The organism is Massilia eurypsychrophila (genome assembly GCF_002760655.1).
Classification (GTDB): domain Bacteria; phylum Pseudomonadota; class Gammaproteobacteria; order Burkholderiales; family Burkholderiaceae_D; genus JAFCUW01.
Window position 1 is genome coordinate 275,213 of the sequence record NZ_PDOC01000001.1, and the last position, 25,539, is coordinate 300,751.

20 protein-coding genes are annotated in these 25,539 nt (G+C 63.7%); 7 read left to right on the forward strand and 13 right to left on the reverse strand.

Annotated elements, in window-relative coordinates; all coding sequences use genetic code 11:
- Nucleotides 1-20: 20 nt before the first annotated feature.
- From lipB to CR105_RS01325, 6 genes are all read right to left on the reverse strand, one after another.
- The gene (gene lipB, locus CR105_RS01300) at nt 21-707 is read right to left on the reverse strand and encodes a lipoyl(octanoyl) transferase LipB (protein ID WP_099786615.1); all 687 of its coding nucleotides are present in this window, start codon (nt 705-707) and stop codon (nt 21-23) included.
- Nucleotides 708-785: 78 nt separating this feature from the next.
- Nucleotides 786-1,055, reverse strand: coding sequence for a DUF493 family protein (locus tag CR105_RS01305; RefSeq protein ID WP_099786616.1), 270 nt, complete (start codon nt 1,053-1,055; stop codon nt 786-788).
- Nucleotides 1,056-1,407: 352 nt separating this feature from the next.
- Nucleotides 1,408-3,381, reverse strand: coding sequence for a DUF6600 domain-containing protein (locus CR105_RS01310; protein WP_099786617.1), 1,974 nt, complete (start codon nt 3,379-3,381; stop codon nt 1,408-1,410).
- A gap of 112 nt (nt 3,382-3,493) precedes the next feature.
- Nucleotides 3,494-4,126 (reverse strand): LysE family transporter, encoded by a 633-nt coding sequence (locus CR105_RS01315; protein WP_099786618.1) that lies wholly within the window; start codon nt 4,124-4,126, stop codon nt 3,494-3,496.
- Between the two features lie 126 nt (nt 4,127-4,252).
- Nucleotides 4,253-4,537 carry an HU family DNA-binding protein gene (locus tag CR105_RS01320; RefSeq protein WP_099786619.1) on the reverse strand — a complete coding sequence of 95 codons (285 nt, stop codon included), beginning with the start codon at nt 4,535-4,537 and terminating at the stop codon, nt 4,253-4,255.
- Nucleotides 4,538-4,716: 179 nt separating this feature from the next.
- Complete coding sequence (locus tag CR105_RS01325; RefSeq protein WP_099786620.1) at nt 4,717-4,929, reverse strand: BrnA antitoxin family protein; 213 nt, start codon at nt 4,927-4,929, stop codon at nt 4,717-4,719.
- Between the two features lie 336 nt (nt 4,930-5,265).
- Between CR105_RS01325 and CR105_RS01330 the strand changes: the two genes are divergently transcribed.
- On the forward strand, nt 5,266-6,207 hold the full coding sequence (locus CR105_RS01330) for a DUF808 domain-containing protein (protein WP_099786621.1): 942 nt from the start codon (nt 5,266-5,268) through the stop codon (nt 6,205-6,207).
- Nucleotides 6,208-6,517: 310 nt separating this feature from the next.
- Nucleotides 6,518-9,019 (forward strand): TonB-dependent receptor plug domain-containing protein, encoded by a 2,502-nt coding sequence (locus CR105_RS01335; protein WP_099786622.1) that lies wholly within the window; start codon nt 6,518-6,520, stop codon nt 9,017-9,019.
- 79 nt (nt 9,020-9,098) lie between these two features.
- Here the strand turns inward: CR105_RS01335 and CR105_RS01340 are convergent, their stop codons facing one another.
- Nucleotides 9,099-9,485 (reverse strand): VOC family protein, encoded by a 387-nt coding sequence (locus tag CR105_RS01340; protein ID WP_099786623.1) that lies wholly within the window; start codon nt 9,483-9,485, stop codon nt 9,099-9,101.
- A gap of 159 nt (nt 9,486-9,644) precedes the next feature.
- On the opposite strand from CR105_RS01340, the gene CR105_RS01345 reads away from it, so the two are divergent.
- Nucleotides 9,645-10,460, forward strand: a complete 816-nt coding sequence (locus tag CR105_RS01345; RefSeq protein WP_099786624.1) for an alpha/beta fold hydrolase — start codon at nt 9,645-9,647, stop codon at nt 10,458-10,460.
- A 10-nt stretch (nt 10,461-10,470) separates the two neighbouring features.
- On the opposite strand, the gene CR105_RS01350 is transcribed toward CR105_RS01345, so the two are convergent.
- Complete coding sequence (locus CR105_RS01350) at nt 10,471-11,001, reverse strand: GNAT family N-acetyltransferase (protein WP_099786625.1); 531 nt, start codon at nt 10,999-11,001, stop codon at nt 10,471-10,473.
- A gap of 54 nt (nt 11,002-11,055) precedes the next feature.
- Nucleotides 11,056-12,567, reverse strand: a complete 1,512-nt coding sequence (locus tag CR105_RS01355) for a hypothetical protein (protein WP_099786626.1) — start codon at nt 12,565-12,567, stop codon at nt 11,056-11,058.
- Between the two features lie 282 nt (nt 12,568-12,849).
- On the opposite strand from CR105_RS01355, the gene CR105_RS01360 reads away from it, so the two are divergent.
- The 3 genes from CR105_RS01360 to CR105_RS01370 all read left to right on the forward strand — a co-directional run bounded on the left by CR105_RS01360 (nt 12,850) and on the right by CR105_RS01370 (nt 17,995).
- Complete coding sequence (locus CR105_RS01360) at nt 12,850-15,747, forward strand: type VI secretion system Vgr family protein (protein WP_099786627.1); 2,898 nt, start codon at nt 12,850-12,852, stop codon at nt 15,745-15,747.
- Nucleotides 15,748-15,793: 46 nt separating this feature from the next.
- Nucleotides 15,794-16,999 carry a coiled-coil domain-containing protein gene (locus CR105_RS01365; RefSeq protein ID WP_131021627.1) on the forward strand — a complete coding sequence of 402 codons (1,206 nt, stop codon included), beginning with the start codon at nt 15,794-15,796 and terminating at the stop codon, nt 16,997-16,999.
- A 72-nt stretch (nt 17,000-17,071) separates the two neighbouring features.
- The gene (locus tag CR105_RS01370; RefSeq protein ID WP_099786629.1) at nt 17,072-17,995 is read left to right on the forward strand and encodes a hypothetical protein; all 924 of its coding nucleotides are present in this window, start codon (nt 17,072-17,074) and stop codon (nt 17,993-17,995) included.
- Here CR105_RS01370 and CR105_RS01375 read toward each other — a convergent pair.
- Nucleotides 17,992-18,945, reverse strand: coding sequence for a formylglycine-generating enzyme family protein (locus tag CR105_RS01375; protein WP_180288053.1), 954 nt, complete (start codon nt 18,943-18,945; stop codon nt 17,992-17,994). The genes CR105_RS01370 and CR105_RS01375 overlap by 4 nt on opposite strands.
- A gap of 270 nt (nt 18,946-19,215) precedes the next feature.
- Here CR105_RS01375 and CR105_RS01380 point away from each other — a divergent pair, with 270 nt between their 5' ends.
- On the forward strand, nt 19,216-19,977 hold the full coding sequence (locus tag CR105_RS01380) for a hypothetical protein (RefSeq protein WP_099786631.1): 762 nt from the start codon (nt 19,216-19,218) through the stop codon (nt 19,975-19,977).
- A gap of 31 nt (nt 19,978-20,008) precedes the next feature.
- Here the strand turns inward: CR105_RS01380 and CR105_RS01385 are convergent, their stop codons facing one another.
- From CR105_RS01385 to CR105_RS01395, 3 genes are read right to left on the reverse strand one after another with little or no spacing between them, the layout of a single operon-like run.
- Nucleotides 20,009-22,786 (reverse strand): Hsp70 family protein, encoded by a 2,778-nt coding sequence (locus tag CR105_RS01385; protein WP_099786903.1) that lies wholly within the window; start codon nt 22,784-22,786, stop codon nt 20,009-20,011.
- A gap of 11 nt (nt 22,787-22,797) precedes the next feature.
- Nucleotides 22,798-24,639: an Hsp70 family protein gene (locus CR105_RS01390; protein WP_099786632.1), complete on the reverse strand. Its 1,842-nt coding sequence runs from the start codon at nt 24,637-24,639 to the stop codon at nt 22,798-22,800.
- Nucleotides 24,636-25,223 (reverse strand): DUF2760 domain-containing protein, encoded by a 588-nt coding sequence (locus tag CR105_RS01395; protein ID WP_099786633.1) that lies wholly within the window; start codon nt 25,221-25,223, stop codon nt 24,636-24,638. Before CR105_RS01395 ends, CR105_RS01390 begins: the two co-directional genes overlap by 4 nt.
- Nucleotides 25,224-25,539 lie beyond the last annotated feature (316 nt).

Consider the following 25,539-nt stretch of genomic DNA (forward strand, 5'->3'; position numbering starts at 1 on the left):
TGGCTGCATGCCCAGTCGGGCTAAGGTTGTTGTTCGGTTGGTTCGAGGGCGATGGTGGCCAGCTGGCTGGCCAGTTCGCGCGCCAGCGCCTGCTGCACCTCGGCCAGCGCCACGTCGACGCCCATGCTGCGCATGTCCACCGTCGCCAGGCCGGAGTAGCCACACGGGTTAATCCAGGAAAATGGCGCCAGGTCCATCGCGACGTTGAGCGACACGCCGTGATAGGTGCAGCCGTTGCCGCGCACTTTCAAGCCCAGCGCGGCGATCTTGGCGCCCTTGCGCTCGCCCGCGGCGATGTAAATGCCCGGCGCGCCGGCGATGCGCTCACCGTTCAGATTATACGCCGCCAGCACCTCGATGATGGCCTGCTCGATTTTGTTGACAAACTGTCTTGCATACAGCTTGCCGCCCGGCTTGTTGCGGCGCAGGTCCATCAGCAGGTAGATCACCACCTGCCCGGGGCCGTGGAAGGTGACTTCGCCGCCGCGGTCGGTCTGGACGACCGGCACGTCGTGGGCGGCCAGCACGTGCGCGCGGTCGGCGCCGAGGCCCAGCGTAAACACCGGCGGATGCTCGACGATCCACAGTTCGTCGGGCGTGGCGGTGTCGCGCGCATCGGTGAAGGCGCGCATCGCGGCGAACACGGGCTCGTACTCGGCGCGGCCGAGATCACGGATGATGGCCGCTTCAAGGCGGGTGGGGGACATGTGGGTGGTCGCTGACAGGGTTGCGGAGCACTGCCATTATAAATCAGCCAAGGCATGGCCGCCGTGGCGCTACTTCATCTACATCACGATCTTGACCATCCGGTGGCCGGACAGTGCCCGGTACAGGTCGTCGAGCTGGGCGCGGCTGGTGGCGCGCACCATTACCGTCAGGCCGGTGTAATTGCCCTTGGCGGAAGGGCGCACTTCCATGCGGCCGATGTGGAAGGTCGGATCGTATTCGAGCACGACGTCGACGATGGTGACGGCAAAGTCATCATGGGTGGCACCCATCACCTTGATCGGGAAGTCGCTGGGGTATTCGATAAGGGAATCAACGGTCGGGTGCATGGCAAATCCAGTCTTGAATTGAAAACGATCAGCAGCCGCTGAAACGGGCTCGCTATGCACATTGTAGTCAATGTTAGCGCATTAAACAGCGCCGCAAAAAAAAGAAGGCCAGCTATGGGCTGGCCTTGAACTATTTTCCGGCTGGGGAAAGTAGCGGGACAAAATCGGTGGATCGCCAAGCCGGCGGCGCCATGTCATGCTGGCCGCTGCCGTTGCCGGCTCCGGCGCACGCTGGTGCGCTGGAGTGATGCCACTGTAGCGAAATGCCCCGCCGCCAGCGCGCCAAATGCGATGAACTGCATCTATCGCTGGCTGAACGACTCAAAAGGCGCACTGAGGCGTGCGCCGCAGGTCAGCGTTCCTTTTCTTCCGCGCCATCCTTGCGGCTGCCGCCCGGACGCTGGCGCGGCGGAGTCGGTGGCGCAACCGCTGCCGGCGCCGGTTGCGGCGCCGGCTGAACCATCTGCACCGGCGCCTGGCGCACCATTGGAGGAGGCGCAGCAGGAGGCGGCGGCGCGACCGCAGCTGGCGGCAGCGACGGCGCGAACTGGCGCGGCTGCTGACCGGCATCGGGATCGCGCAGGCGGCGCTCGCCTTCGTTGCGGAACGAACGGCCGCGCTGCTGTTCGGCGCCGGGTTGCTGCGCCGGCTGCGGCATCGCCGCCGGCGGTGGCATCATCGGCTGCGGCATCGGCATCGGTGCTGCCGGCGGCGGCATCATCGGCTGCGGCATCGGCATCGGTGCGCCCGGCGGCGGCATCATGCCAGCCGGACGACCTGGCTGTGGCGGCACCGGCGCCTGCTGCTGGCGCTGGCGGCGCTCGCGCTCTTCGAACTCCTGGCGGCGGCCGAACTGGGCCGGCGCCGGTGCGGTCACCACGCCTGGCGCGGCAATCGGCGCCGGCGGCACCGGGATGTCGCGCTGCTGGCGGGCGTCGCGATCGTCGCCGCCCTGGCGGCCGGCGCGGCCGGCGGATGGCGCCGGATCCACTGCTGGCGGACGGCCGCGCTGGGCATCGCGGTCGAAGCGCTGGAAGCGCTCGGCGCGGGCATCGCGCGCGCCCTGCGGCGCCGACGGCGCCACTGCCGGCGCGTTCGGCAGCGCCTGTGGCGGCACCACGGCGCGCGGCGCATTGCGCACGGCGATGGTGCCGCGGCGGCCGAACTGCTCCTGCGGCACCACGGTCAGGCCGTTGCGGCGATGGTCGTCGCGCCAGTCGCGGCGGCGGTCGTCACGGCGGTCGTCGCGTGCATGGCGGTTGATGTGCTGCAGGTGCTGGTTCGACAGGCGGTAGCCGGGCACGAACGCATCGCGCGGCGACAGCGGATACCAGCCTTGCGCCGGCCGCTGGCCGCCTTGCGAGAAGCTCAGGCTCCAGCCGTTGCCGCCGACCCAGCCGACCAGCGCCGGCGCCCACACCGGACGGCTGATGTTGCGTCCCGGCGCCCATGCCCAGCGCTGGTTGACCTGCACCCAGTGGCCGTAGTGGAACGGCGCGTAGCCCCAGGGCGCGTTGTCGACCCAGGTCCAGCCCCATGGCGACACCCAGGTCCAGTTGCCGTCGCGGTAAGGCGCCCAGTCGCGCGCCACCACCGTCGGCATCCACAGCGGCCCGTACTCGGCATCGTCGCGCCAGACGCCGTTCTGGTCGAGTTCTTCGTAGCCGGTCATTTCGCTGGTGACGTAACGGGCCGACGTGGAACGGTCGTCGCGCGCGTCGCGCTGCTGCGCCCAGTCGTCGAAACCGTCGCGCACGACCTGGCCGGTGCGCACGTCGTCGTCGCGGATTTCAGCGCGCTTGCCGGCGCGCACGATCAGCTGCGAGCCGCGGTCCTCGACCAGCGCGACGCCGGCGAACACGTTGACCACGCTGGTGCCGGCGACGCGTTCGGCGTCGACGCGCAGGCTGCCCGGCTCCTGCAGGCGGATGCGCGCGCCCGCCGTTTCGAGCTCGAAGCCGGCCAGCACGTCGCCGTTGCGCACCCGTATGCTGGCGCTGCCGTAGTTCAGGCGCAGGCGCAGGTTGTCGTCATCGAGTTCGGACACTTCCAGCGACGAGTCGGCGTCGAGCCGGATCGACGTCGAGCCGACGCGGATCTCGGTGCGCGCGCCGCGGCCGGTGGTGATCTGGTTGTGCGACGTGACCGGCCAGTTGACCAGCGCCGCGCTGGCCTGGTCGCCGACCGCGCTGCTGATGCTGACCGGGCCTTGCGCCAGCGCCACGCGTCCGACCCGCGCCGGCGGATCCGCCGCCAGCGCCAGCGCCAGCGTCGAAAATACCGCGCACGCCAGCAGCGCGACGGCCTTGATGAAACGAGTTGTCATGGTTGAACTCCAAAAGAGGTCGGACGAGGTTCGTCGCAAGGTCACAACGCCTGAGCAGGATAATGGATAACAGCGGTTACAAAACGTTGCAAATCTAGCAGCTTAGATTACATCAGGCAGGCGAGCGCTTGACGAAAAACAGGGCGCCGCCGACAAAGACCAGCACGGCGCCGAAGAATCGGTTCTGTTTCTTGATCGCGCGTTCGTCGCGGAAATAGCGCTGCATCGACGCGGCCAGCCAGGCGTAGCCGTGCATGACGACGGTATCGATGGTGACCATGGTGGCGCCGAGAATGAGTAATTGCGGCAGCAGCGGCGCCTTCTGGGTAATAAATTGCGGCAGCACGGCGACCATGAAAATGATGCCCTTCGGATTGGTCGCGTTGGTCAGAAAGCCGGTCAACACGCGCCGGCCGAACGAGGGCTGGGCCGCCTGCGCCACGCCGAGCGAGTTTGGCAGCGGCTTGGCCCGCCACTGGCTTACGCCGCACCAGATCAGGTACAGCGCGCCGACGGTCTTGACGACGCTGAAGGCCAGTTCCGACGCCAGCAGCAGCGAGCCGACGCCGGCGCCGGCGATGACGAACACCAGCAGCAGCCCGGCCTGCAGGCCGAGCACGGTGGCACTGGCCTTGCGCATGCCGTAGGCGAGGCCGTGCGACATGGCCATCACCGCGCCCGAGCCGGGCGAAATGGCAATGATCGAGCCGGCGATGACGAACGTGATCCAGGTGGCAAAAGTCATGCGGCAAGTGGGGGAATGGGGGACAACGGTGAACGGGAAAACACGGCGGGGACAAGCGGGGCGGGCGGAGGCGGGGCCGCAGACGCAGGCTGGCGCGAGCCGTTCCCGCATCTGCCTGGATGCTGCTTACTTCTTCTTTGGATTGACCGCTGCCTTCAGGGTCGCGCCAGCCGAAAATTTTGGCGACTTCGACGCTGCGATCTTGATCGCTTCGCCGGTCGATGGATTGCGGCCCTTGCGTGCGGCGCGCTTGGCGACGGAGAAAGTGCCGAAGCCGGTGATCCCGACCGTGTCACCTTTTTTCAGGCGCTCGGTGATGATCTCGATGACCGTGTTGACCGCGCTGTTGGCAGCGGCGCCGGACATCTCGGTACGCTTCGCAAATTCTGCAATCAGTTCGCCTTTTTTCATAACTATCCTCCGGGGTTAAAAGAGCGGGAAGATTAGCATAATTATTGCTCAGTGTAACAATTTCTCGAGCGGCCGCGCAAAAGTAACCCCGGCTGTGACTGGATCGCGACGGTTTTGGCCATTTTTCCAGCCACCGCTGCGGCGCGCGAAAGCGTGTCAGCGCGCGCCGCGCGCGTGGCTCACAGTGCCGGCGACGGCTCGGTGCGCGCGCCGGTCAGGCGGGTGCGCAGGGCCGCGTTGATCAGCGTCTGGTAGCCCTTGCCGCTCTGCTCGGACAGCGAACGGAACTGCTTCAGCACCTCGTCGTCGAGGTAGATGGTGATGCGCGTTTTGCGTTTGACCGCGCGGGCGGCGCTTGCCGCAGGTTTGGACAGATCGGATTCGGTGTGCATCGTGGTTCCCCTTGGGATGTATCAATTGCGCGAAAAATAGACCAGGCCGCCGGCTGCCGTGACGCAACCAGTCAGTAATGTCACTATACGTATGCCATTCTGCAAATCTTCCGAAAAGCGACGAGATGCGGTTTTCGGCGACTGAACTGCAGAAAACACGGCTGACCGGTAGAAAAAAAGCTGAGCCAATGCACACGCCAAGTACTGGTGTCAGGTCTGACATTAAGACATACGCGCATGAATGTCTTAATGTCAGACCTGACACCAGCGTGGACGGTGTGGGCAGTGGACTCGGGTAAGATGGTATTTTTTTAATTGACCGATGGGAGTAGTACGATGGCCTCAAGCTTGCTGGCACTAATCGACGACATCGCGACGATCCTCGACGACGTCGCCTTGATGAGCAAGGTCGCAGCGAAGAAAACTGCCGGCGTGCTCGGCGACGACCTGGCGCTCAATGCCCAGCAGGTGTCGGGCGTCAAGGCCGACCGCGAATTGCCGGTGGTGTGGGCGGTGGCGCTCGGCTCGTTGAAGAACAAGGCGATCCTGGTGCCGGCCGCGCTGGCAATCAGCGCTTTCGCGCCGTGGGCGATCGTCCCGCTGCTGATGATCGGCGGCGCGTTCCTGTGTTACGAAGGATTTGAAAAGCTGGCGCACAAGTTCCTGCACAGCCCGGAGGAGGAAAAGCAGCACCACGAGCAGCTGGTCAAGGCGCTGGTCGACGAGTCGGTCGACCTGGTGGCGCTGGAGAAAGACAAGATCAAGGGCGCGATCCGCACCGACTTCATCTTGTCGGCCGAGATCATCGTCATCTCGCTGGGCACGGTTGCCGAGGCGCCGTTCGGCACCCAGTTCGCGGTACTGGCCACCATCGCGCTGCTGATGACGCTCGGCGTGTACGGCCTGGTGGCCGGTATCGTCAAGCTCGACGATGCCGGGCTGTACCTGAGCCGGCTTGCCAACGGCGGCTTGCAGATGCTGGGCCGCGCGCTGCTGGCTGGCGCGCCGATCCTGATGAAGACACTGTCGGTGGTCGGCACGGCAGCCATGTTCATGGTTGGCGGCGGCATCCTGATGCACGGCGTGCCGGCGCTGCAGCATATCGTCGAGGGCGCGGCGGCGGCGGCCGGCGGCGTGGCCGGCATCGGTCCGGTGTTGAAGGTGATCACGCCGACGCTGATCGACGCGCTCGCCGGCGTGATCGCCGGCGCGCTGGTGCTGATGGTGGTGACGGTGGCGACCAAGATGTTCAAGCGCAAGGGACCCGCCGCCGCTTGATCCTGACCGCAGAAATATTTATCCGTCGTCCCCGCTCTGCGCGGGGACGACGTTAATTGTTGTGCGGTTGTGCGGCGCCGCCCGCTTCTCGATTTCTACTGCCAGCCCCCCCGTCCTTTCCCCTTCCCCATCGGTGCAAACTTACGCCGAACTGACAGCAAAATGGCAACTGTTGTTATTGAACCCGCGAAATGTTGTCCAGAATTGACATTCGACAGTGAGCAATCCAGTATGGATTGGATTTTTTTTTACTATAGAAAGTCCTGGTTTCACAGGATTCGCAGCGTTATCACCAACGAGGGAATCAAAAATGCAGAAGCAGTTCGCCCCTAGCAAGCACATGCTCGCCTTATCCATCGCTTCGCTGTTCGCCAGCGGCGGCGTGTTCGCCCAGGCCGCGCCGCCGGCCGAAGACACCGGCGCGACCGTCGTCGTCACCGGTACCCGCGTTGCCAACCGTACCGCGCTCGATACCACCGCCCCGGTCGACATCATTTCGGCCGAACAGCTGAAAAACGCCGGCAACACCGAAATTACCCAGGCGCTGTCGATCGCGCTGCCGTCGTTGAACTTCCCGCGCCCAGGCCTGACCGACGGCACCGATACCGTCCGTCCAGCCACCCTGCGCGGCCTCGCGCCCGACCAGTCGCTGGTGCTGGTGAACTCGAAGCGCCGCCACTCGTCGGCGCTGGTCAACGTCAACGGCACCGTCGGCCGCGGTTCGGCATCGGTCGACATGAACACCATCCCGACGGCGATCGTGCGCACCATCGAAGTGCTGCGCGACGGCGCCTCGGCCCAATACGGTTCGGATGCCATTTCGGGCGTGGTCAACATCCGCCTGCGCACCGACCGCAGCGGCGGCGAAGCGAATGTGACCTACGGCGCCCGCATCACCGAATACGATGTCGTCGCCGACGCGCCGCCGGCCGGCGCCACCTGGGGCGCCGCGCCGAAGTCGCGCAGCCTGACCGATGGCCAGGCCGCCACCGTCAGCATGTGGAAAGGCTTGCCGTGGGGCGAGAGCGGCTTCGTCACCATCGCCGCCGAATACAAGGACCAGAAGCACACCGAGCGCAGCGGCTACGACATGCGTCCGGCATACCTGCGCATCAACGGCGCCTTCGATTCGCGCGAGGCGACGTTCAACCGCTTCGACACTTGGTATGGCGAGCCGGAAATGAAACAGACGACCTTGTTCGTCAACGCCGCCAATCCGCTCGGCAACGGCGTCAAACTATATGGCTGGGCCAGCTATCAGAACCGCGACGCCAAATCGGCCGCCAACGTGCGCCGCGCGGTGCAGGACCAGAATCTCGCGTCGATCTATCCGGACGGCTTCATTCCGTTTATCACGCCCAACGTCGAAGACTTCTCCGCCACCGGCGGCGTCAGCTGGGTGATGGGCGAGTGGGACATGGACGCTTCGCTGAGCTACGGCCAGAACAAGATGCGCTACCACCTCGAGAACACGCTGAACCGCTCGCTCGGCGCGGCCAGCCCGACCGAGTTCTTTGCCGGCGGCTTTACCTACGACCAGCTGGTGATGAACCTGTCGGGCGTGCGCACGATTGCGATGGACTCGCTCGCTTCGCCGTTGAACGTGGCAATTGGCGCCGAGGCGCGCCGTGAAGGCTATATTCTGAAGGAAGGCGAAGTCGGTTCGTACGTGGCCGGCCCGGCCCTGCTGGCGAATGGCACACGGGCTCCTGCCGGCGCCCAGGGATTTCCTGGCTTTACGCCAGCTGACGCCTCCGACTCCTCGCGTAACGCGGTGGGCGCGTATATCGACCTGGAAGCGAACCTGACGAGCAAACTGCTGACGTCGGTGGCGATCCGTGCCGAACACTACTCCGACTTCGGCAACAACGTCGCCGGCAAACTGGCCGCGCGCTACGACTTCACCCCGGCGTTTGCGCTGCGTGGCTCGGTGCAGAACGGTTTCCGTGCGCCGTCGCCGCAACAGCAGGGCTTTGCCGCCACCTCGACCATCTTCATCAACGGCGTGGCGACCGATCTGACCACGTTCAAACCGACCGACGCCATCGCCAAAGCGCTCGGCGCCAAGCCGCTCGACGCCGAAAAGTCGGTCAACCTGTCGCTCGGCGGCGTGATGCGCTTTGGCAAGGCCAGCCTGACGGTCGACGCTTATCGCATCAAGATCAAGGACCGTATCGTGCTGTCCGAGAATCTGATCGAAGGCACACTGCCGGGCATCGTCAACTTCCTCGCCGCGCGCGGCTTCCGCTCGGCCGGCGGCCGCTTCTTCATCAACGGTGTCGACACCACCACCGATGGCGTCGATGTGGTGCTGAACATGCCGTTCAATATGGACGGTGGCGGCCGCTTCGACCTGACGCTGGCAGCGAACGCGAACAGCACCGAAGTGACCAAGCTGCCGACGGCTGACACACTCTCGGCTTTCAATCCGGCGCCGGTGCTGTTTGGCCGCGTCAACAGGTTGACGTTTGAAAAAGGCACGCCGCGCAACAAGCTCAGCGCCAACCTCAACTGGAAGCTCGGCCAGTGGGGCGCCACCGCGCGCGCCACCCGCTATGGCGACACGCTCAGCCCGGGCACCAGCGCCGCGTTCGACTTCACGCTGTCGGCCAAGACCCTGGTCGACCTCGAGGCGCGCTACGCGCTGACGTCGAAGATGAACCTGGCAGTAGGCGCCGACAATGTGTTCGACGTCTATCCGGACGCGTTCCCGCCGGCCCTCAACAGCACCGGCGCGGCGATGTTCTCGAACTACTCGCCGTTCGGCCGCTCGGGCCGCTTTGTCTACGCCCGCGCCAGCTACAGCTTCTAACTACTGCGCCGGTTCGCCGGCAAGTCGGTAAGCAAAAGGCCACCTTCGGGTGGCCTTTTTTGGTTCGCGCTACAGCGGCTTACTGCCCGGCGGGCGGCTGCCACAACTCGATGCGCGTGCCTTCAGGATCGGTCACCCAGCCGAACTTGCCGTATTCGGAGTCTTCCATCTTGTCTTCCACCTGGCAGCCTTCGGCGCGCAACGCGGCCAGCAGCGCCGCCAGGTCGTCGACGCGGAAATTAATCATGAACGGCGACGGGCCCGGGCCGAAGTACTCGGTGTCGGGCTTGAAGATGCTCCATACGGTGGTGCCGACGCCGTCCGGATTGTCGGGCGACTTCCAGCTAAACGCGCTGCCGCCCCATTCCTCGACCGGCACGCCGAGATGGACGCGATACCATTCGCACAGCTGATCGGGATTGTTTGCCTTGAAAAACACGCCGCCGATGCCAGTGACTCGCTTCATGGTGTCCGCCTCCGTGGTTGATGTTTGCGAAGCTTACAATAAAAAAGTTTCTCCTTCCCAAATCGATTCGCTTGATGCAGATCACTGAGCGGGCCGCCGAATATCTCACAATGCAACTGTCGTTTCCGCACGGAAACTCTACCAACGGGGCAGATGCACATGGACTCGAACAAACTCAGCCGTCGTAATTTCAACGCCGCCGCGCTCGGCCTCATGCTCGGCGGCGCCGCATCGACGGCGAAGTCGTCCGTCATCCTCGGCGCCAACCGGCCCAAGACGTTCGTGCTGGTGCATGGCGCCTGGTACGGCGGCTGGTGCTGGGACAAGGTGGCGCGCTCGATGCGCTCGCAGGGTCACGTGGTGACGGCGCCCACCTGTCCCGGGGTCGGCGAGCAGGCACACCTGCTGTCGAAGGATATCTCGCTGTCGACCTTCATCACCAGCATCACCAATCACATCGTGTACCAGAGCATCAGCGACGTGATCCTGGTCGGCAGCGGCTTTGGCGGCGTGGTCATCAGCGGTGTGGCCGACCGCATTCCGCACCTGCTCAACAGCCTGGTCTACCTCGACGCCATGGTGCTCGAAAGCGGCAAATCGGTGTTCGAAGCGCAGCCGGCGGCGGTGACAAAGAAGCGGCTCGAGCAGGTCGCAACGACCGGCAAGGGCGTTGCCATTCCGCCACCGCCCGCCGCGCAAGCCGGCATGGACAAGGAGACGCTGTCTTGGCTGACCGCACGCATGACGCCGCACCCGGTCGGTACCTACCAGGAAAAGCTCATGCTCAACAATCCGCTCGGCAATGGCCGGCCGCGCATCTACATCGACTGCATCGCTTCGCCGTTCGAGCCGCTGGTCGAGGTGAAAAAGAATTTGCGCCAGCAGGCCGGCTGGAAGTGGGTCGAGCTCAACGCCCACCACGATCCGATGATCACCGAGCCGCAGATGCTGTCGGACTACCTGGTGACGGTCTGAACCGCCGCTATCAGCTGCGGTCGACGATGCTGGCGATCGCCTGGACACTGCGCGCCATCTGCACATCATCGTAGAGCACGCCATCGACGAGCAAGGCATTCGGCGCTCGGCCATAGACGGCAAATCCCATCGACTCGTACAGCGCAAGGGCGGACGCATTGCCGGCGGTGACGGCCAGCGTCACCTGCAACAATCCGGGCATCGCATCAACAAAGAGCAGCGCCTGCTCGAGCAGTTGCCGGCCCAAGCCCTTGCCGCGCCATGCAGGCGCCACATACATGCCGCCGATGAACGCCTTGTGGCGCACTTTGAGTGCACTTTCGCGTCCCACGCCGACCACGGCAACGAGGTCCGCGCCGTCAAAGGCGCCGAAGCGGTAGCGGCCGGAATCGGGCGCCATGTGCGCCTCGATGGTCGACAACGGCGTGTCGCGCTCTGCCTCGTAGCTCGAGCTGAAGGCGGTGGGACTTTCGTGCAGCGCCGCCAGCCGCAGCGACTGGTAGGCAACTGCATCGGCGGGGACAAGACGGCGGATCTGCATGATGTGTACACGAATTCAAAGTGAACAATTTATCACGCCGTCCCGCCGCGCAGGCTACTCCCTTTGCGCCGCCGCAACGCGGTCCGCTTCGCGCGGCGACTGGCCAGGCTCCAGTGGCGTGGAAACTTCCTTTGGCGCTTTCGGTTTCTCTTCCGGCGCCCTGCCGGTGGAGCGGATCGAAATCACACGGTTGAGCATGTCGAACCAGAACGGCGCGCCCAGCGTAGCGGCGAGCGCGGTAATGAACCAGCCGAGAAAGTGCTGCAGTACGCGGTCGACGCCGTCGTTCACGTTACGCGGAATCGCCTGACCGTTCTTGACCTGGGTCGGCGTGGCGTCCCACACCCAGCCGATCGGCAAGCCGAGGTCGGCCAGCTTATCCTGCACGGCGGAAAATTGCGCGGGCAGGCCCTGGCGTACGTCGAGTTGCACCGAGCCTTCGGCCGCGCCGGCGGCGTTGATGGTGGCGGTCGCCGTGGTATCGGAGAACACGGTGCTGACGTTGAATTCGACCTGCCGGTCGCCCCGTTTGACCAGCATCGTGGCCGGCCGCAAGGTGACGCCGGCCGTGTCGCTCGTCAGGTTGACGGCGCCGGCGCTGGCGGCGGGAACATCGAACGTCAGCACGCCCTTGTAGTCGTCGCCGCTGGTGACGCGGTGCATGCCGGCACCGCTGGCCGCGCTGGTGGCCGGCGTGCGCTCGGCAAATGCCTTGGCCTGCGCCACAAGCGATTCGCGCGCGCCCGGGTAGGTCTGCAAGTGCTTGACGATGAGGACGGCGTCGACGTTCATGCTGACCGCCGCGGTGACGGCCAGCGCGGCCACCACCCACTGTGCGCGCCGCTTGTACCAGCCGCTGATGCGGTCCATCGAATTGTTGAACCATATCTCGATGTTTTCCTTGAACTTTTCGACGTCGTTCTGGGCATCGTCGAACAGCGCCAGCAAGACCTGGCGCATGCGCTTGTCGTGCAGGCCGTCGATCATTTGCCGCACGTAGCGGCTCTGCATGCTGTCGACCAGGTGCTGGATGTCGGCCTGCGCGTCGGTCACCGTGCAGGGCGCCTTCAGCCGCTCGCCCAGCGCCATCAGGTCTCTGCTGATGGCGTCGGCCAGTTCGGCGTGCGAGTGCGCGGTGATCAGCGCGCGCACCCTTGGCAGCGACTCGGCCAGTTGCAGCCTGAGCGCCTCGACGCTGGTGCCGCCGTCGCTGGCGATGGTGACCAGATGCTGCAGCGTGCGCCGCACCTCCCGTACGCTGCCGGCGCTGTCGTGCAGCAGCGCCATCAGCACGTTGGCGAACGATCGCGAAGCGATGTACGAGGGCCCGGCCGAGCGCGCCGCGTCGGCTGCGGGCGACGGGGCGGTGGAGCCGATCAGGGGATGGGCGTACAGGTCCTGCGCCCACTTCGATCCGAGCAGCCGCTCGATGCCCAGGCGCAGCCACTTGGCGCGCGAGTGCAGCGCGCCGGCGATCAGTTCATTCGAAATCGTGACCAGCATGCTCACGAGCAGGAAGACAAAGATCAGGCCGATGATCGTGTCGAGGATTCCGGAACCAAACATAGAGCCTCCCAAGAGAAGACATCCGATTGCGTGCGCCCAAAGCCACGAATCCGATCCTACGCTTGAGCCTGGCAAGGTTCCTGTTTATCCGCCTGCTTCGCGAGAAAACGCAAAGGTCGGCGATCCGGATTGTTGGCATGCAATGAAGGTGAAGCGCTTCAGTGGATTGACTTTCATCAACGTCACGCTGCTGCCTGCACGCAACAATGCCTGTTCGGCTCTGCGCCGAGAAAACGCAAGCTCACTCGCAAAGTTTTGCACGCACACAGGAGGAGCATCAACGTGGTGCAGTCATTCGCTCGCTTCACTCAGGACACGCGCCTGCTCCGACTCACCACACCGCTCGGCTTCGATACACTGCTGGTGGAATCCATTCGCGGCGACGAAAGCCTGAGCCGCGGCTATCGCTTCGAGGTGGTCGTATTGTCCACCGACGCCACCATCCCGCTCAGGTCACTGATCGGTCAGCCGGCCCTGCTCGAATTGCTGACGGCCATGCCGGCCATGAAATGGCGCCCCATCCACGGCCACATCACCTCGGCACGGCTGGCGGGCGCCGACGGCGGCTTCGCGCGCTACGTCCTTTTCATCGAACCGTGGTCAGCATTCATGGCGTATGGCCGTGACAGCCGGATCTTTCAGGACAAGACTATTTTCGACATACTCGACGCCGTGTTCCAGGGCTGGCCGAGCCTGGGAAAACTGGTGCCAGCATGGCGCTACGATATTGCCGAGCGCGGCGTTTATCCTGTCCGTTCACTCACTTGCCAATATCAAGAATCGAACCTGGCTTTCGCCGAGCGCCTGATGCACGAGGAAGGTATGTTCTATTTTTTTGAACACACTGCCGCTCGTGACAGCGACCATCTGGGCAGCCATACCCTGGTCATCGCCGACCACAACGGCAGCTTCCAACCAAACATGCAGGCCGAGGTGCGCTTTACGCGCCCCGGCGCGGTCATGCGTGAAGACAGCATCGACCGCTGGCAGACGATGTTCCGCTCCGTTGTCGGGGAAGTTGCCATCAGCAGTTGGGATTACCGTTCCCGCGGCAGCCGTCCGGTCAATGCCAGCGCGGAACCGGTTGACGGTGTGCACCGGCTGGTGAGCAACGATGCCGCCGGCGCCTATGCCTACCCAACGTCGGCACACGGGCAGCGCATCGCCGACAGGCATCTTCAAGCGTTGTCGGTGGCGCGCGAAACCTACAACGGCGCCGGTACCGTGCGTACCTCCGCTCCCGGCTCGACATTCACGCTGCGCGATCATGCCGACTTTGACCAGGCCGACGACGACGAAGCGCGCACCTTTTTGATCATGCGGGTGCAGCACCTGGCGCACAACAATCTTAGTGCGGAGCTGCAGTCGACGATCACGCGAGCGCTGGGACCGAGCCCGGTTGCGCCGGCCGATGCCGCGAGAACCGCCATCGGCGACCGGCCACTTTATCGGAACCAGATCGACGCCATCCGCAGCGCCGTGCCTTACCGCAGCAGCAACGTCGACGGCCACGGCGTTCGCTTGCACCCGCGCCCCACTGTGATCGGGCAACAAACGGCGATCGTCGTCGGTCCGCCCGGGGCAGTCACCCATACCGACCGCGACCACCGCATCAAGGTTCAGTTCCATTGGCAGCGCAATGGCGGCAACGACGACCTCAGCCACAGCCGGCTGAACCATCCGGCGCCGGATGGCCACACCGGCGCGCCGGCCGATGATCGTGCCGGTACCTGGGTGCGCATCGCCACGCCGCTGGCGCCGGTTGCCGGCGCCAATTGGGGCGCTGTTGCCGTGCCGCGGGTGGGCAGCGAAGTCCTGGTCGATTTCATCGAGGGCAATATCGACCGCCCGGTCGTCATTGGCAGCCTGTACAACGGCAACGGCCAGGCCGACGCGCAGTACAACCAGCGCTCGCTCGGCGCCGGCGTCGCCACTGGCAACGCGCCAGCCTGGTTTCCCGGCGTGAGCGGCGCGCACGCGCATCCCGCGACGCTATCGGGCATCAAGACGCAGGCAATGAGCACCAGCCAGAATGGCGGCGGCGCCTACAACCAGCTGGTGTTCGACGACAGCGTCGGCCAGGCGCGCGTCGCGCTGCAAAGCCATGCCAGTGCGCACAGCGGCACGGCCGAGCTGAATCTCGGTACGCTGCGCCATCAAACCGACAATCAGCGGCTCGACCCGGTTGGCTTCGGCGCCGAGCTCAAGACGGCGCGCAGCGCGGCCCTGCGCGCCGGCTGCGGATTGCTGCTTTCTACCGATACGCGCCAGGGCGCCAGCGGCGGTCAGCTGGACTCGCGCGAAGCATTGGCGCAAGTCGAGCGCAGCCATCAACTCCAAATGGCCATGGCCAGCACGGCGCAAAAGCACAATGCGGCACTGAAAGACGAGCAGGGGCAAGCTGAACCCGCGCCGGAGAAACTGCTCGCGGTCAGCGCGATAGCGGCCAGCGTTGACGCTCTCAAGGGCGTTGAAGAAAAGGTCACCGCCTATTCCGAGCCCCAGCTGCAACTGTCGAGCGCGGCTGGGATCGCCGCTACGACGCCCGCTGATGCGTTTGTCGCCGCCGGCAACACCAGCAGCATCACTGCCGGGCAAGACATTAACCTTGCGGCGCAAGGCGGCAGCTTCTACGCCATCAAGGCTGGAATCAGCTTGTTCACGTATGGCAAGGCCAGCGCGAAGGATAAGCCGAACCAGGAAACCGGAATCAAGCTGCACGCCGCGAGCGGCAAAGTGAGCAGCCAAAGTCAATCGGATGAAACGCGCATCACGGCCGACAAGACGATCAGCGTTGCCAGCATCACGAAAACCGTTACCGCCGCGGCGAAAGACCATGTGCTGATGACTGCGCAGGGCGCCTACCTCAAGATTGAGGGTGGAAACATCATGCTTCATGCGCCGGGCAAGGTCGAGTTCAAGGCGACCGCAAAAGAACTCGGCGGTCCGGCCAATGGAAACATCGCTGCGCTGGCCTTGCCGAAGAACAAAGACCTCTACAACGAAGCTTTTGTCGTAGTCAACGAGGAAACAAAAGAACCGATGGCCCACGTCCGGTACCGATTGGAATCTGCAAGCGGGGTCAAGATCGAAGGAATCACCGATTCTCTGGGGCGAACGCAGCGTATTTTCACGTCGAAGAGCGAGATGCTTACATTGCATCTGCCTGACGATGAGTGATGCCGCATCTATCGCGCGTCTCTAACCTTCCAAGAACGAGGCCTGCATGAGCACACAACCGCCCCCTGTCGCGTCCGCACTCACGACGACGCCGAACAACACCTATGTCGAAGTCGCTCACACGCTGATGAACGGTGTTCTGGTCTACCGGCCGGACGACAATTCATTCATAGCGCTGTACCCCGACGAATGGCTGATATGCCGGGCAGACGGGCATGGGAACCAGACCGCTATTGAAGAGCTACAAGAAGCCAACCGTGACGTCACAGAAAAGTCCTTAAAACTGCAACATCTGCTGCAACAGCCGAACTCCGCTAAGCGCGATATCGCCCAAGCGAAAGCAGAGCTCGATGTCGCACTGAACATATTATCGATAAAAAGCGATGCCGCGAAAAAACGTGTAGCAGCGATTAAGAGTCAGAAAACGGACGCTAATAAATTAGTCGAGCTATTGCCACTGACCTTGAAGCGAATTGGCGGAAGAACCCACACTCCGGTTTATGTTAGCGGCGAACGACTGAGAACTGCATTGGCCGACAGGCGGGTCTATATGGTCGAGGGCCCCGCTGAACGAAAAAAACATCCCAAGGAAAAGCTCTTCAACGGGACCACATTGAACGCGGATCAAGTTCGAAAACGAATTTCGGACCAAGTACAAGACAAGGCGAAGTTCGAGAAAAAATGGAAACTGGCGCCGAAGGATGCCGATCAGTTCAGCGGTATTTTCACAGACTGGGCCAAGGTCATGGGCACAACCGTGACAGCGTTTTTGGAACGTGAGCAAAAGGAAATTATCGAGGGGATCATCAAAGCCGACAATCTTGATCCCAAGAATCCGTACAGAACAATCGACATGAAGCCGGAGGCCCAGTTCATGCGCTGGTCGGCCGGCGCAGGCGCCGAAGCAACCTTCACGCCATTCCAAGGCAGCCTTTATGACGCACGCGACAGAAACTGGGGACAACGCTTCAAACGCGCCGCGAAGTCGGCGCAGTTTGGCATCAAGGCAAATGCCGAGGCATCGTTTGCGGTCGGTGAAGCCAAGGTTGAAACGACTCTCTACATGCCCCACGCCGCAGGTTGGCATCTGGATCCGACATTTGTAGGTCAACCGTTCGATTTCGGCTATTTTCGCTTTCGCGCCGACCTGACGCTTTACGCGCTCGCAGGCGCGAGCGTCGCGATGGAAGCTGGTGCCGCCCTGTTGATCACCGGCGACAAGCAGGGGGTGCACGGTACGCCACGCAACTAGACGGGTGCGAAAGCGAAGATCGGAGCGAAGGGAGAAGCAAAAGTATTCGCGGGCCTAAAGGAAGGGATTGATTTGGCTGGCGCTTTGCAATGGCTAAACCCGGAAGGGTTCATTGACCCGAAAACTCCCAAAAAAGCCGATGCCAGCAAGGCCATTGCCGCCTACACGGACGTTGCTAGTGTCAGCGCGGGTGTCGCTCTGATTCAAGGCCTAGCAGCGACGTTGGGCTTCGAATGCGATTACCGCCAGGGAAATTTCGTGGTCGCCGCCAAAGCCGGGGCATGCCTAGGTTTGGGTGGCTCGGGAAGCGTTGCAGGCAAGGTGGGCGCTGCACAAATTGGCCAATTTTTCATGTGCATCGCTCATCAGCTGAAGCAAGCAGACTATAAGAAAATGAGTGGATTAATGAAATTGCAAGCGTTCGATACGCTCAATCAGATCTATTACCTTGTTGTCGCAGCTGAACGGCCGCTTGAAAGTTTCGCTGGCGCTAACGCGTTGGAGATCGCGAGGCAGTTTGCAAATGTAAGCCGCTCTATACATCAAGGTGGGGAACAATTCATTCGACAGGTAGAGAAGCAACTGCGATTCGGATGGGGATGGTACTCCTACATGCCGCCAGAATCGCGTGGTGCAATGATAAGAACTGTTATTGATGCCTTCAAGCAGAATGAACAAGGCGGAAATTACGATTTGCGTCAGTTGGCCGCTTATGCCATCAATGAGTTGCTTGCGACCACCCAATCTATCCGGCACTTAGACAACACTTTAGACAGAATAACCGCAGCATTAGGGGAACAGCCAGGGCGCAACCAAGGTGTGCAAATGATCAGCGCAATTGTCGAAGGAACGGCATTTTCGGCTTGCATTAATCGATGCGAAATGCAACTCGCAAGCGCAACGCCTCTGCTGGGCCGGCCATTTCTTCGTAATGACGAGCCGGCCTTCCAACGCGCACAGTTACCTTTGCATCATTCCGGCTATCCACTCGCCTAACGCGCAATGGGTACAGCGCTAACAACACAGCGAAAGTTGTCAACCAGATGGCTTGAATAGCCTGGAAATGGGACCGTAACCCTTTTGTCGTAACTAACTCCGTTTGGATAAGTATCTTCAAGCGGCTGCGGCAGCCGTTTTTCCCGCATAAAAACCATTGCCGCGATTTCGGCCCTTCCCCCAACGCTACCACGCTGCACTTTTCGGATGCCCGTATCGGGGCCTGTGGGATTTCTCTGTGGTGATACCTTGTAGTAATTTTCAACAAACCAGTCATTTACCCACTCGCCGGTGTTCTCCGACATGCCATATAGACCAGCGCGGTTCGGTGGAAAACTACCGACATCAGGCAAGGGCGGTTCCTTTTCACCGTGCTGCCATTCGCGCGGGAAATTTCTTGGCCTTTCGATCTTGCCGTTATCGGTCGCGAACAGCACTTTCCTCCCACCCGACCTAGCCGCATACTCCCACTGCGCCTCGGTTGGCAAATCGAACCGACGATTGGTTAGTTCCTTAAGCCATTGGCAGTACGCCTTGGCGCCGTGCCAGCTTACGCCGGCTGGACGATTTGGCGCCCGTGCCAATATCCCAAAAGGGTCCATGTCGATTCGTTCATTACCCGAAGCGTCGGTAAAAGTGTCAAAATCGTCATACGTTACCTTGTACGCCATCATCGAAAATGCGTCTAACGTCACTTTGTGAACAGGCCGTGAATCCGCCTCAATATCGTAAGGAGCGCCAGAGTCAGTGCCCCAATCCCCCATCACGAAGGTTCCACCTTTAAAGGCGCGAAGAGTGCGCTGCACCTTGTCTAATAACGTCTTCACTCGACGGGACGAATCCGAATCTGCCGCTGGCATAGCCACTGGTGCGCCCGTTTCACCACTCGACGCTGCTGTATGCACAATCGCGGACAGGAAAATTGGGGCGACGAATTTAAGTGTCTGCATTTGGTCAAAACCTTTCATAGCTGCGGAGGCCAGCTGGCGGCCTATGCGTGGTTCTGATGCGCAGGGCAGGCTGGTTATGACTGGACAAAAGACACATTAAATCGTGTCGTCGCTCTACTGCGATGACGCAGCGCAAGACTCCTGCTTAAGAAAGGCCCTTCCAACTATTACTATTACCCGAACCTCCTAAGCTCACGATGGCTGTCTTACGTCAATTCTTCACTGCTGCTGGCAAGCAACAATCGATCTGTCTTTTAATGGAGGGTCGACATGAATAGCGAAGAAGAGAGCCTGATGTTCACGGTGGATGGAGCTATACAAGGATTCCACATTGCTCCCGCCGTTGCGAATTTGTTTTCAGTTATTCAGACAAACAAGAATTTTAATGAAGCAATTTCTGAACTAACGGATACATCCGGTGCTATGTCGAACTCGACAAGAGCGGCTATGTACGACGGCGAGTATGTTGAACATATCGCGTTGCTGATCAATGGCAAACTTGCTATTGGTACATTTGAGTGGTTGCGGGACCTAGAGGTCGGTGACGATGTGACACTTGTCGTCACGACTATTAGCGATGGGCCTCTATTGGTACATGCGATTCTTCGAAAGAATGATCAGCTCCTTTGGACTCCCCATTCCGTCGCTCACACTTGCGAAGGGTTGAAAATCCAAAGCATTAAAATGGGCGATACAGGCTTGGTGTTTTCATGGTCGATGTTCGGTCTCTTTTCCATGATAAGCGAAAGCAGTGGTCCGCATGGACAACAGTTGTTTTGGATAATCGTCGGATCGATAGCAATGATCGCATTTGTAATGACCATGAGTCTAAGAGACATAAACCATTTAGGCGAGAAAGCCGAAAACATTTTTTGTGCGCTCGGCGTTCCAAAGTGGGAACGATTTCGAATAAAGCCATTCTCAATTAGCAACGTACATACTCAATCGGACCCGAATTGGTTAAGAAAGGGGTATATATTTAAATTTGCCGATGCCATGGCGGCGCATAAGAAGAAATACAACTTGCAATAAGACTGTCCCACGTGTCACTCGCCGCGATGAGCTAAGACTTCAAGGTTTCGCCGATCAGCTTCAGCCCTGGCGGCAGCGTTTCGCCCAGCACGCGCCGTTCGGTCGCCTCGTCCAGCGCCACTACTTCTTCCACCATGCGGATCCAGATGGCCGGCGCGGCGACCTGGCGCAGGCGCGCGGCGATGGTCTCGCGCAGCGCCAGAGGCAGGTCGCGCGCGCGGTCGCCCGTCATGCGCGCGAGGTAGGCGGCGGCGAATGCGGCCGGCTCGAGGCGACGCCAGTCGAGTGCGAGGATGGCGTCCAGCCAGGTGGCGACGACATCGGCCGGCACCAGGTCGTCGAGATTGCCGTAGAACGGCTGGCGCGCGCCGATGCGGCCCAGCGCCCACAAGGTGAGGGCGTCGTTCGCCTTGCCCAGGCGCGCCAGCAGCCACTCGCCGATTTCCACCTTGAAGGCCGGCGGTATGCGCTCGAGCGAGGCGCCCAGACGCAGCATGTCGTCGTCGCTGCCGCGCACCAGCGCGCCGGTGTCGTCATCGCCGCCCTCATTGATTTGCAGGTTGGCGGCGAAGTCGTCGAGCAGGCGCCGCTGCTGCTCCGCATCGAGGCCGCCAGCCACGCGCCGCCACAAGGTCCACCATTCGGCCTGCACCTGCTTGTCGGCGCCGTGCGCCACGCCGGCTTCGAACAAGGTCCACAGCTGCTGTAGCCGCCAGTCGTCGAGCGCGAAGCCGAAGCCGGGACGCAGGCAGAAGCCGGCCAGGTTCAGCCACAGGCGTTCGTGTTCGGGCGAGCGGCGCCGCGCCTTGGCACGCAGCCATAAGGCGTCGAACAACTGGCGCAGCAGCGGCGTGCTCCAATTGGCGCGCTCGCCCAGCACCTGTTCGAGCTGCGCGCGCAGCTGCTTCACTTCCTTGGCCGGAACCTGCTGCGCCTTGGCGCCGAAGATGCGCTCGATGTTCGGCAGCGCCAGCGCCAGACGTGCCGCGGCGCCGCCGTCGTCCAATGCTTCATCGCCCACGTCATCGTGTTGGCGCAGGTCGAACTCGAGCAGCCAGCGTTCTGCCGCATCGTCGACGCTAACGCAGTGCATCTCGAGCGTGCCCACTTCGGTCAGCGCACTTGCCAGCTGCACCGGCACTTCGCGGCGCGTGCGTCCAGGCGCCCGCAGCACCATCGCAATGGGCGGCAGGCGGGCGAAGTCGCCATCGTCAAGGTCGACCAGTTCACCCAGCGCGAATGGCGCGCGGCCGGCAGCGTCGGCATTTGATGTGAACAAGTGGAAGCGTACCGGTTCGCCGACACGCAGCGCGAAGTTTTGGGCGTCGAGGCGCAGTTCGTGGCCCGCTTCACTCCCGCGCGGAAGGATGCAGATGGCGCGCCGGGCGCCGCGCTTGCCTTCGTCGAGCAGCAGGAAATAGCTGCGCGCGGCGCCGCCGCCGATCTTCGGCGTGCCGCTGACGCCGGCCAGCGCGTACGCCACCGCGCCGCGCGCCACGGCGACATCCGGATCGTCGTTGTGCAGCACCCGCAGCGGCGCGCCGCGCCATGCGCCGAGGGTTTGCTCGAGCCGCTCGGCCAATGCGCTGGCGCGAAATACGCCGCCGTTGAGCAGCAAGGTGTCAGGCACCGGAGCTGCGCCGGCAGTGGCCTCGCGCACCGCGTCGGCATGCCGGCGCAGGAAGTCGGCGACGTGGCGCGTGATGGCCGGGTCGCGCGCGTACGGCAGGCCGAATTCGACGATGCCGGCGCGCCGCTGCAGCAGCGGCGCGCCGGCATCGACCTGCGGCAGGAAGCCGTCGACGATCAGCCGCTCGACTTCTTCGCGCGTCAATGTGGCCGAGCGCGCGCCACCGATCAGCCGCGCGCCGGCGCCCAGCAGCGTGACGTTGACCTGGTCCGGCGCATCGGCGGCCAGCAGCTGTTCCTTGGCGGCGCGGCAGCGCTCCACCAGCTGCGACAGGCGGCTGGCCGACAGGCGCCCGGCGCTGTCGCCGGCGAGCCGCGATTCGGCCAGGTGCGCCAGCGCCGTGTCCATGTTGTCGCCGCCCAGCATGAGGTGGTTGCCGACGCCGATGCGGGTAACACTGGCATGCCCATCGCGCAGTTCGACCTTGATGAGGCTGAGGTCCGTGGTGCCGCCGCCGACGTCGCACACCAGCACCAGGCGCGTGCCGGCCAGCTCGCTGGCCAGCGTGGCGCGGTGGCGCTGCAGCCAGTCGTAGAACACTGCCTGCGGCTCTTCCAGCAGCCGCAGCGCGGGCAGGCCAGCCGCGCGCGCTGCCGCCAGCGTGAGGGCGCGCGCCGCTTCGTCGAACGAGGCGGGCACGGTCAGCACCAGGTCCTGCTGCTCGAGCGGATCGTCGGGGAAGCGATGGTTCCAGGCCGACCTCAGGTGGCGCAGGTAACTGGCGCTGGCGTCGACCGGCGACACCTTCGGCACGTCCGGCGCGCTACCCCACGGCAGGATCGACGCCATGCGGTCGACGCCCGCATGCGACAGCCAGCTCTTGGCGCTGGCCACCAGGCGCCCCGGCACCTGCGCGCCGAGCTTGCGCGCCAGTGTGCCCACTACCATCGGCTCCGCGGCTGCCCACGGCAGCTGCAGGTCGGCGTCGGCCAGCTCGCCCGCGCCGGCCTGGTAGCGCACCGATGGCAGCAGCGGCAGCGCCGCCACTTCGCCTGGCGCGATCAGCTGATCGACATCGAACAGCGTCACCGGCCCGGCCTGCCCATCGGCGCCCAACGCGGCGTAGGCGAGCACGGTGTTGCTGGTGCCCAGATCGATGCCGACGGCGTACCTGGCCACGCGCGCCGCCACTAGCCGTTGCTGCGCACGTCGAACTCGATCTTCCAGCGGCCGTCCCCGTTGACGGCAGCAGCGGTCAGTTCGAGCGTGCCGGTGTCGGTGGCGACCGCGCGCAGGCGCACCTGTACGACGTCGCCGTCGCTGCGCCCTTCAGGCGGCAAGGTGGCGCGGATTTCGCCGAGCTCCTGCAGCTCGTCAGGCTGCCAGAAGTCGAGCAGGTCGCCAAGCTGGTCCTGGCGCCGCACCGACGAGCCGAAAAAGCGCAGCTGGATCGGTTCGCCGACGACCAGCCCGAATTGCTGGCTTTGCAGCTCGGCCTCGGCGCCTTCCTCCATGCCGAACGGCGCCACGCACAGCGCCTGCATCGGCGGCTCCATGCCGGGTATGGCCGGCATCGCCGACTCGATGGCGACATAGTACGCGCGCGCCGTGCCGCCGCGGATGCGTACACCGTGGCCGCGCCGCACGTAGCCGTAGTAGGCGGCGCCGCGCGCCACCGCCAAATCGAGGTCGGCGCCTGCCAGTGCGCGCGCCGGCGCAGCGCCTTCGGCCGTCAGCCAGCCGTTCAGCGTGGCCAGCGTGCGCTCGGCCAGCAGGGTCGACTTGAACACGCCGCCGTTGAACAGCACCGCGCTCGGATGCAGGAAAGTGGCGTCGGGCGCGTTGGTTCGCACGAAGCCTGCCAGTTCGGTCGTCGCGTCGCGCTGTCGGCCAAGCAGCGCGGCCAGGTGGCGCGTCACGCCGGCGTCCTGCGCATACGGCAGGCCGACTTGCGTCAGGCCGCCGCGCACACGCGTGGCCGGCCGGGTCGACGCCGGCACGTCCGGGAAGAAGCCTTCGACGATGGTGGTGCGCACCTCGTCGGCGGTCAGTTCGGTGCGGATTGCGCCGCCGATCAGCTTCGAGCCGCGGCTCGGCACGACGATCGGCTGCGCCGTCAGTTCGGCGTCACCGAGCAGGCGCTCCTTGGCGGTGCGGCAGGCGTAGCCGAGCGCGCGCATCTGCCACGCGTCGAGCGTGGTGCCGGCGGCGGCCAGCTTGCGCGCCACCAGGTGCGCCAAGGTCAGGTCCATGTTGTCGCCGCCGAGCAGGATATGGTCGCCCACCGCGATGCGGTGCAGCTCCAGCTTGCCCTCGTGTTCGAGCACGGCGATCAGCGAAAAGTCGCTGGTGCCGCCGCCGACGTCGACCACCAGGATGATGTCGCCCGGCTGGACGTCGCGGCGCCAGTTGCCGCCGCTGTTCTGGATCCAGTTATACAGCGCGGCCTGCGGCTCCTCGAGCAGCGTCAGTTCCTGGTAGCCGGCGGCCTTGGCCGCTTCCACCGTCAACTCGCGCGCGGCGGGGTCGAACGAGGCCGGGATCGTCACCGTGATGTCCTGCTGCTGGAAGGGCGCCTCGCGATGGGCGTGGTCCCAGGCCTGGCGCAGGTGCGTCAGGTAGCGGGTCGACGCCTCCAGCGGCGAGACGCGCTGCACTTCCGGCGGCGCGTCGCTCGGCAGGATGGCGCCGCGGCGATCGGCGCCGGCGTGGCCCAGCCAGCTTTTCGCGCTCGACACCAGCCGGATCGGCGTGGTGGCGCCGCGCGCGCGCGCCATTTCGCCGACGACGAAATCGGCCGGCGACGGCCACGGCAAATCGAGTTCGCCTGGCGCCAGTTCGTCGGCGTGCGGCAGGTACAGGAACGACGGCAGCAGCCCGGACGACTCGACCGTGCCTGGTGCGCTCAGCTGAGGTATCTCCAGCACGCCGTGGCGCGTGGCTTCGCCGTCGCTGGCCTCGAGGTCGACGTAGGCCAGCGCGCAGTGCGTGGTGCCGAGGTCAATGCCGATCGAATAGCGTGGCGCGTTCATAGTTCCACCTCGGCCTGCGCCAGCACGGTGGCGTCGTGGCCGCTCGCCAGCTTCGGCAGGCGCACGTCGGTGACGCGCCAGCCGCGGTGACTGAGGTTGCCCTTGAACGGCGCGCTGCCGACGACGTTGCCGGTCAGACGGATGGCGCCGGCGTCGAAGCCGGCGTCGATGATGACGCGGCTGCCCTCCGCTTCGGTGCGCACCGGCGCGATGGTGAAGTGCTCGCGCAGCACCTTGCGGCAGCCTTCGTGGACGATGCGGGCGGCCGCGCCGATGTCGGCGTCGGCATAGCTGGCCAGGTTTTCTTCGGTGAAGTCGATCAGGCGCGCGTCGCGCTGCAACAGCGCCAGCAACTGCAGCGCGGCGTCGGGGGTGGCTACGCGCAGCGGCGCCGGCGCGGGCGCCGCTGCGACTGGCGCCACTGGCGCAGCCGGCGCGGCGGGCGCTTCGTCACGCTTCAGGCGATCCACGCGCGCGGCCACAGCCGCGTTCGAGAGGACGCTGAAGAACACGCCGAAGGCAAGCGGAATACGTTGCAGCAGAGATGGCTGCGAAGTCGGGTGGTCCGGTGTTGCGTTGTTCATTTCTTGTTGCTCCTGGATCGTTAGGCATCGGCCGATTCACGGACCGCGGCGGCGCGCGCGTCTTGTCGTGTCGGAGGTCCATCGCCGGCTGGAAGCGGAATGGCTACTCGGGATGCTGCGTTGCAGTATAAATCATTGATACCGCCGGTGCAGTTCGGATACTAATTGCGAAACGGAGCGGCTCCGATGTGGACGAGTTTTTCCAGAGCGCAGATAGCGACTGATGTTCCGCAGTAAAAGCGCCGGCACGCCAACCGGGTTCCAACGCCCACCGAACTGCGCGGCGCCAGCGCACAATTTATCCAGTGCAAATCTG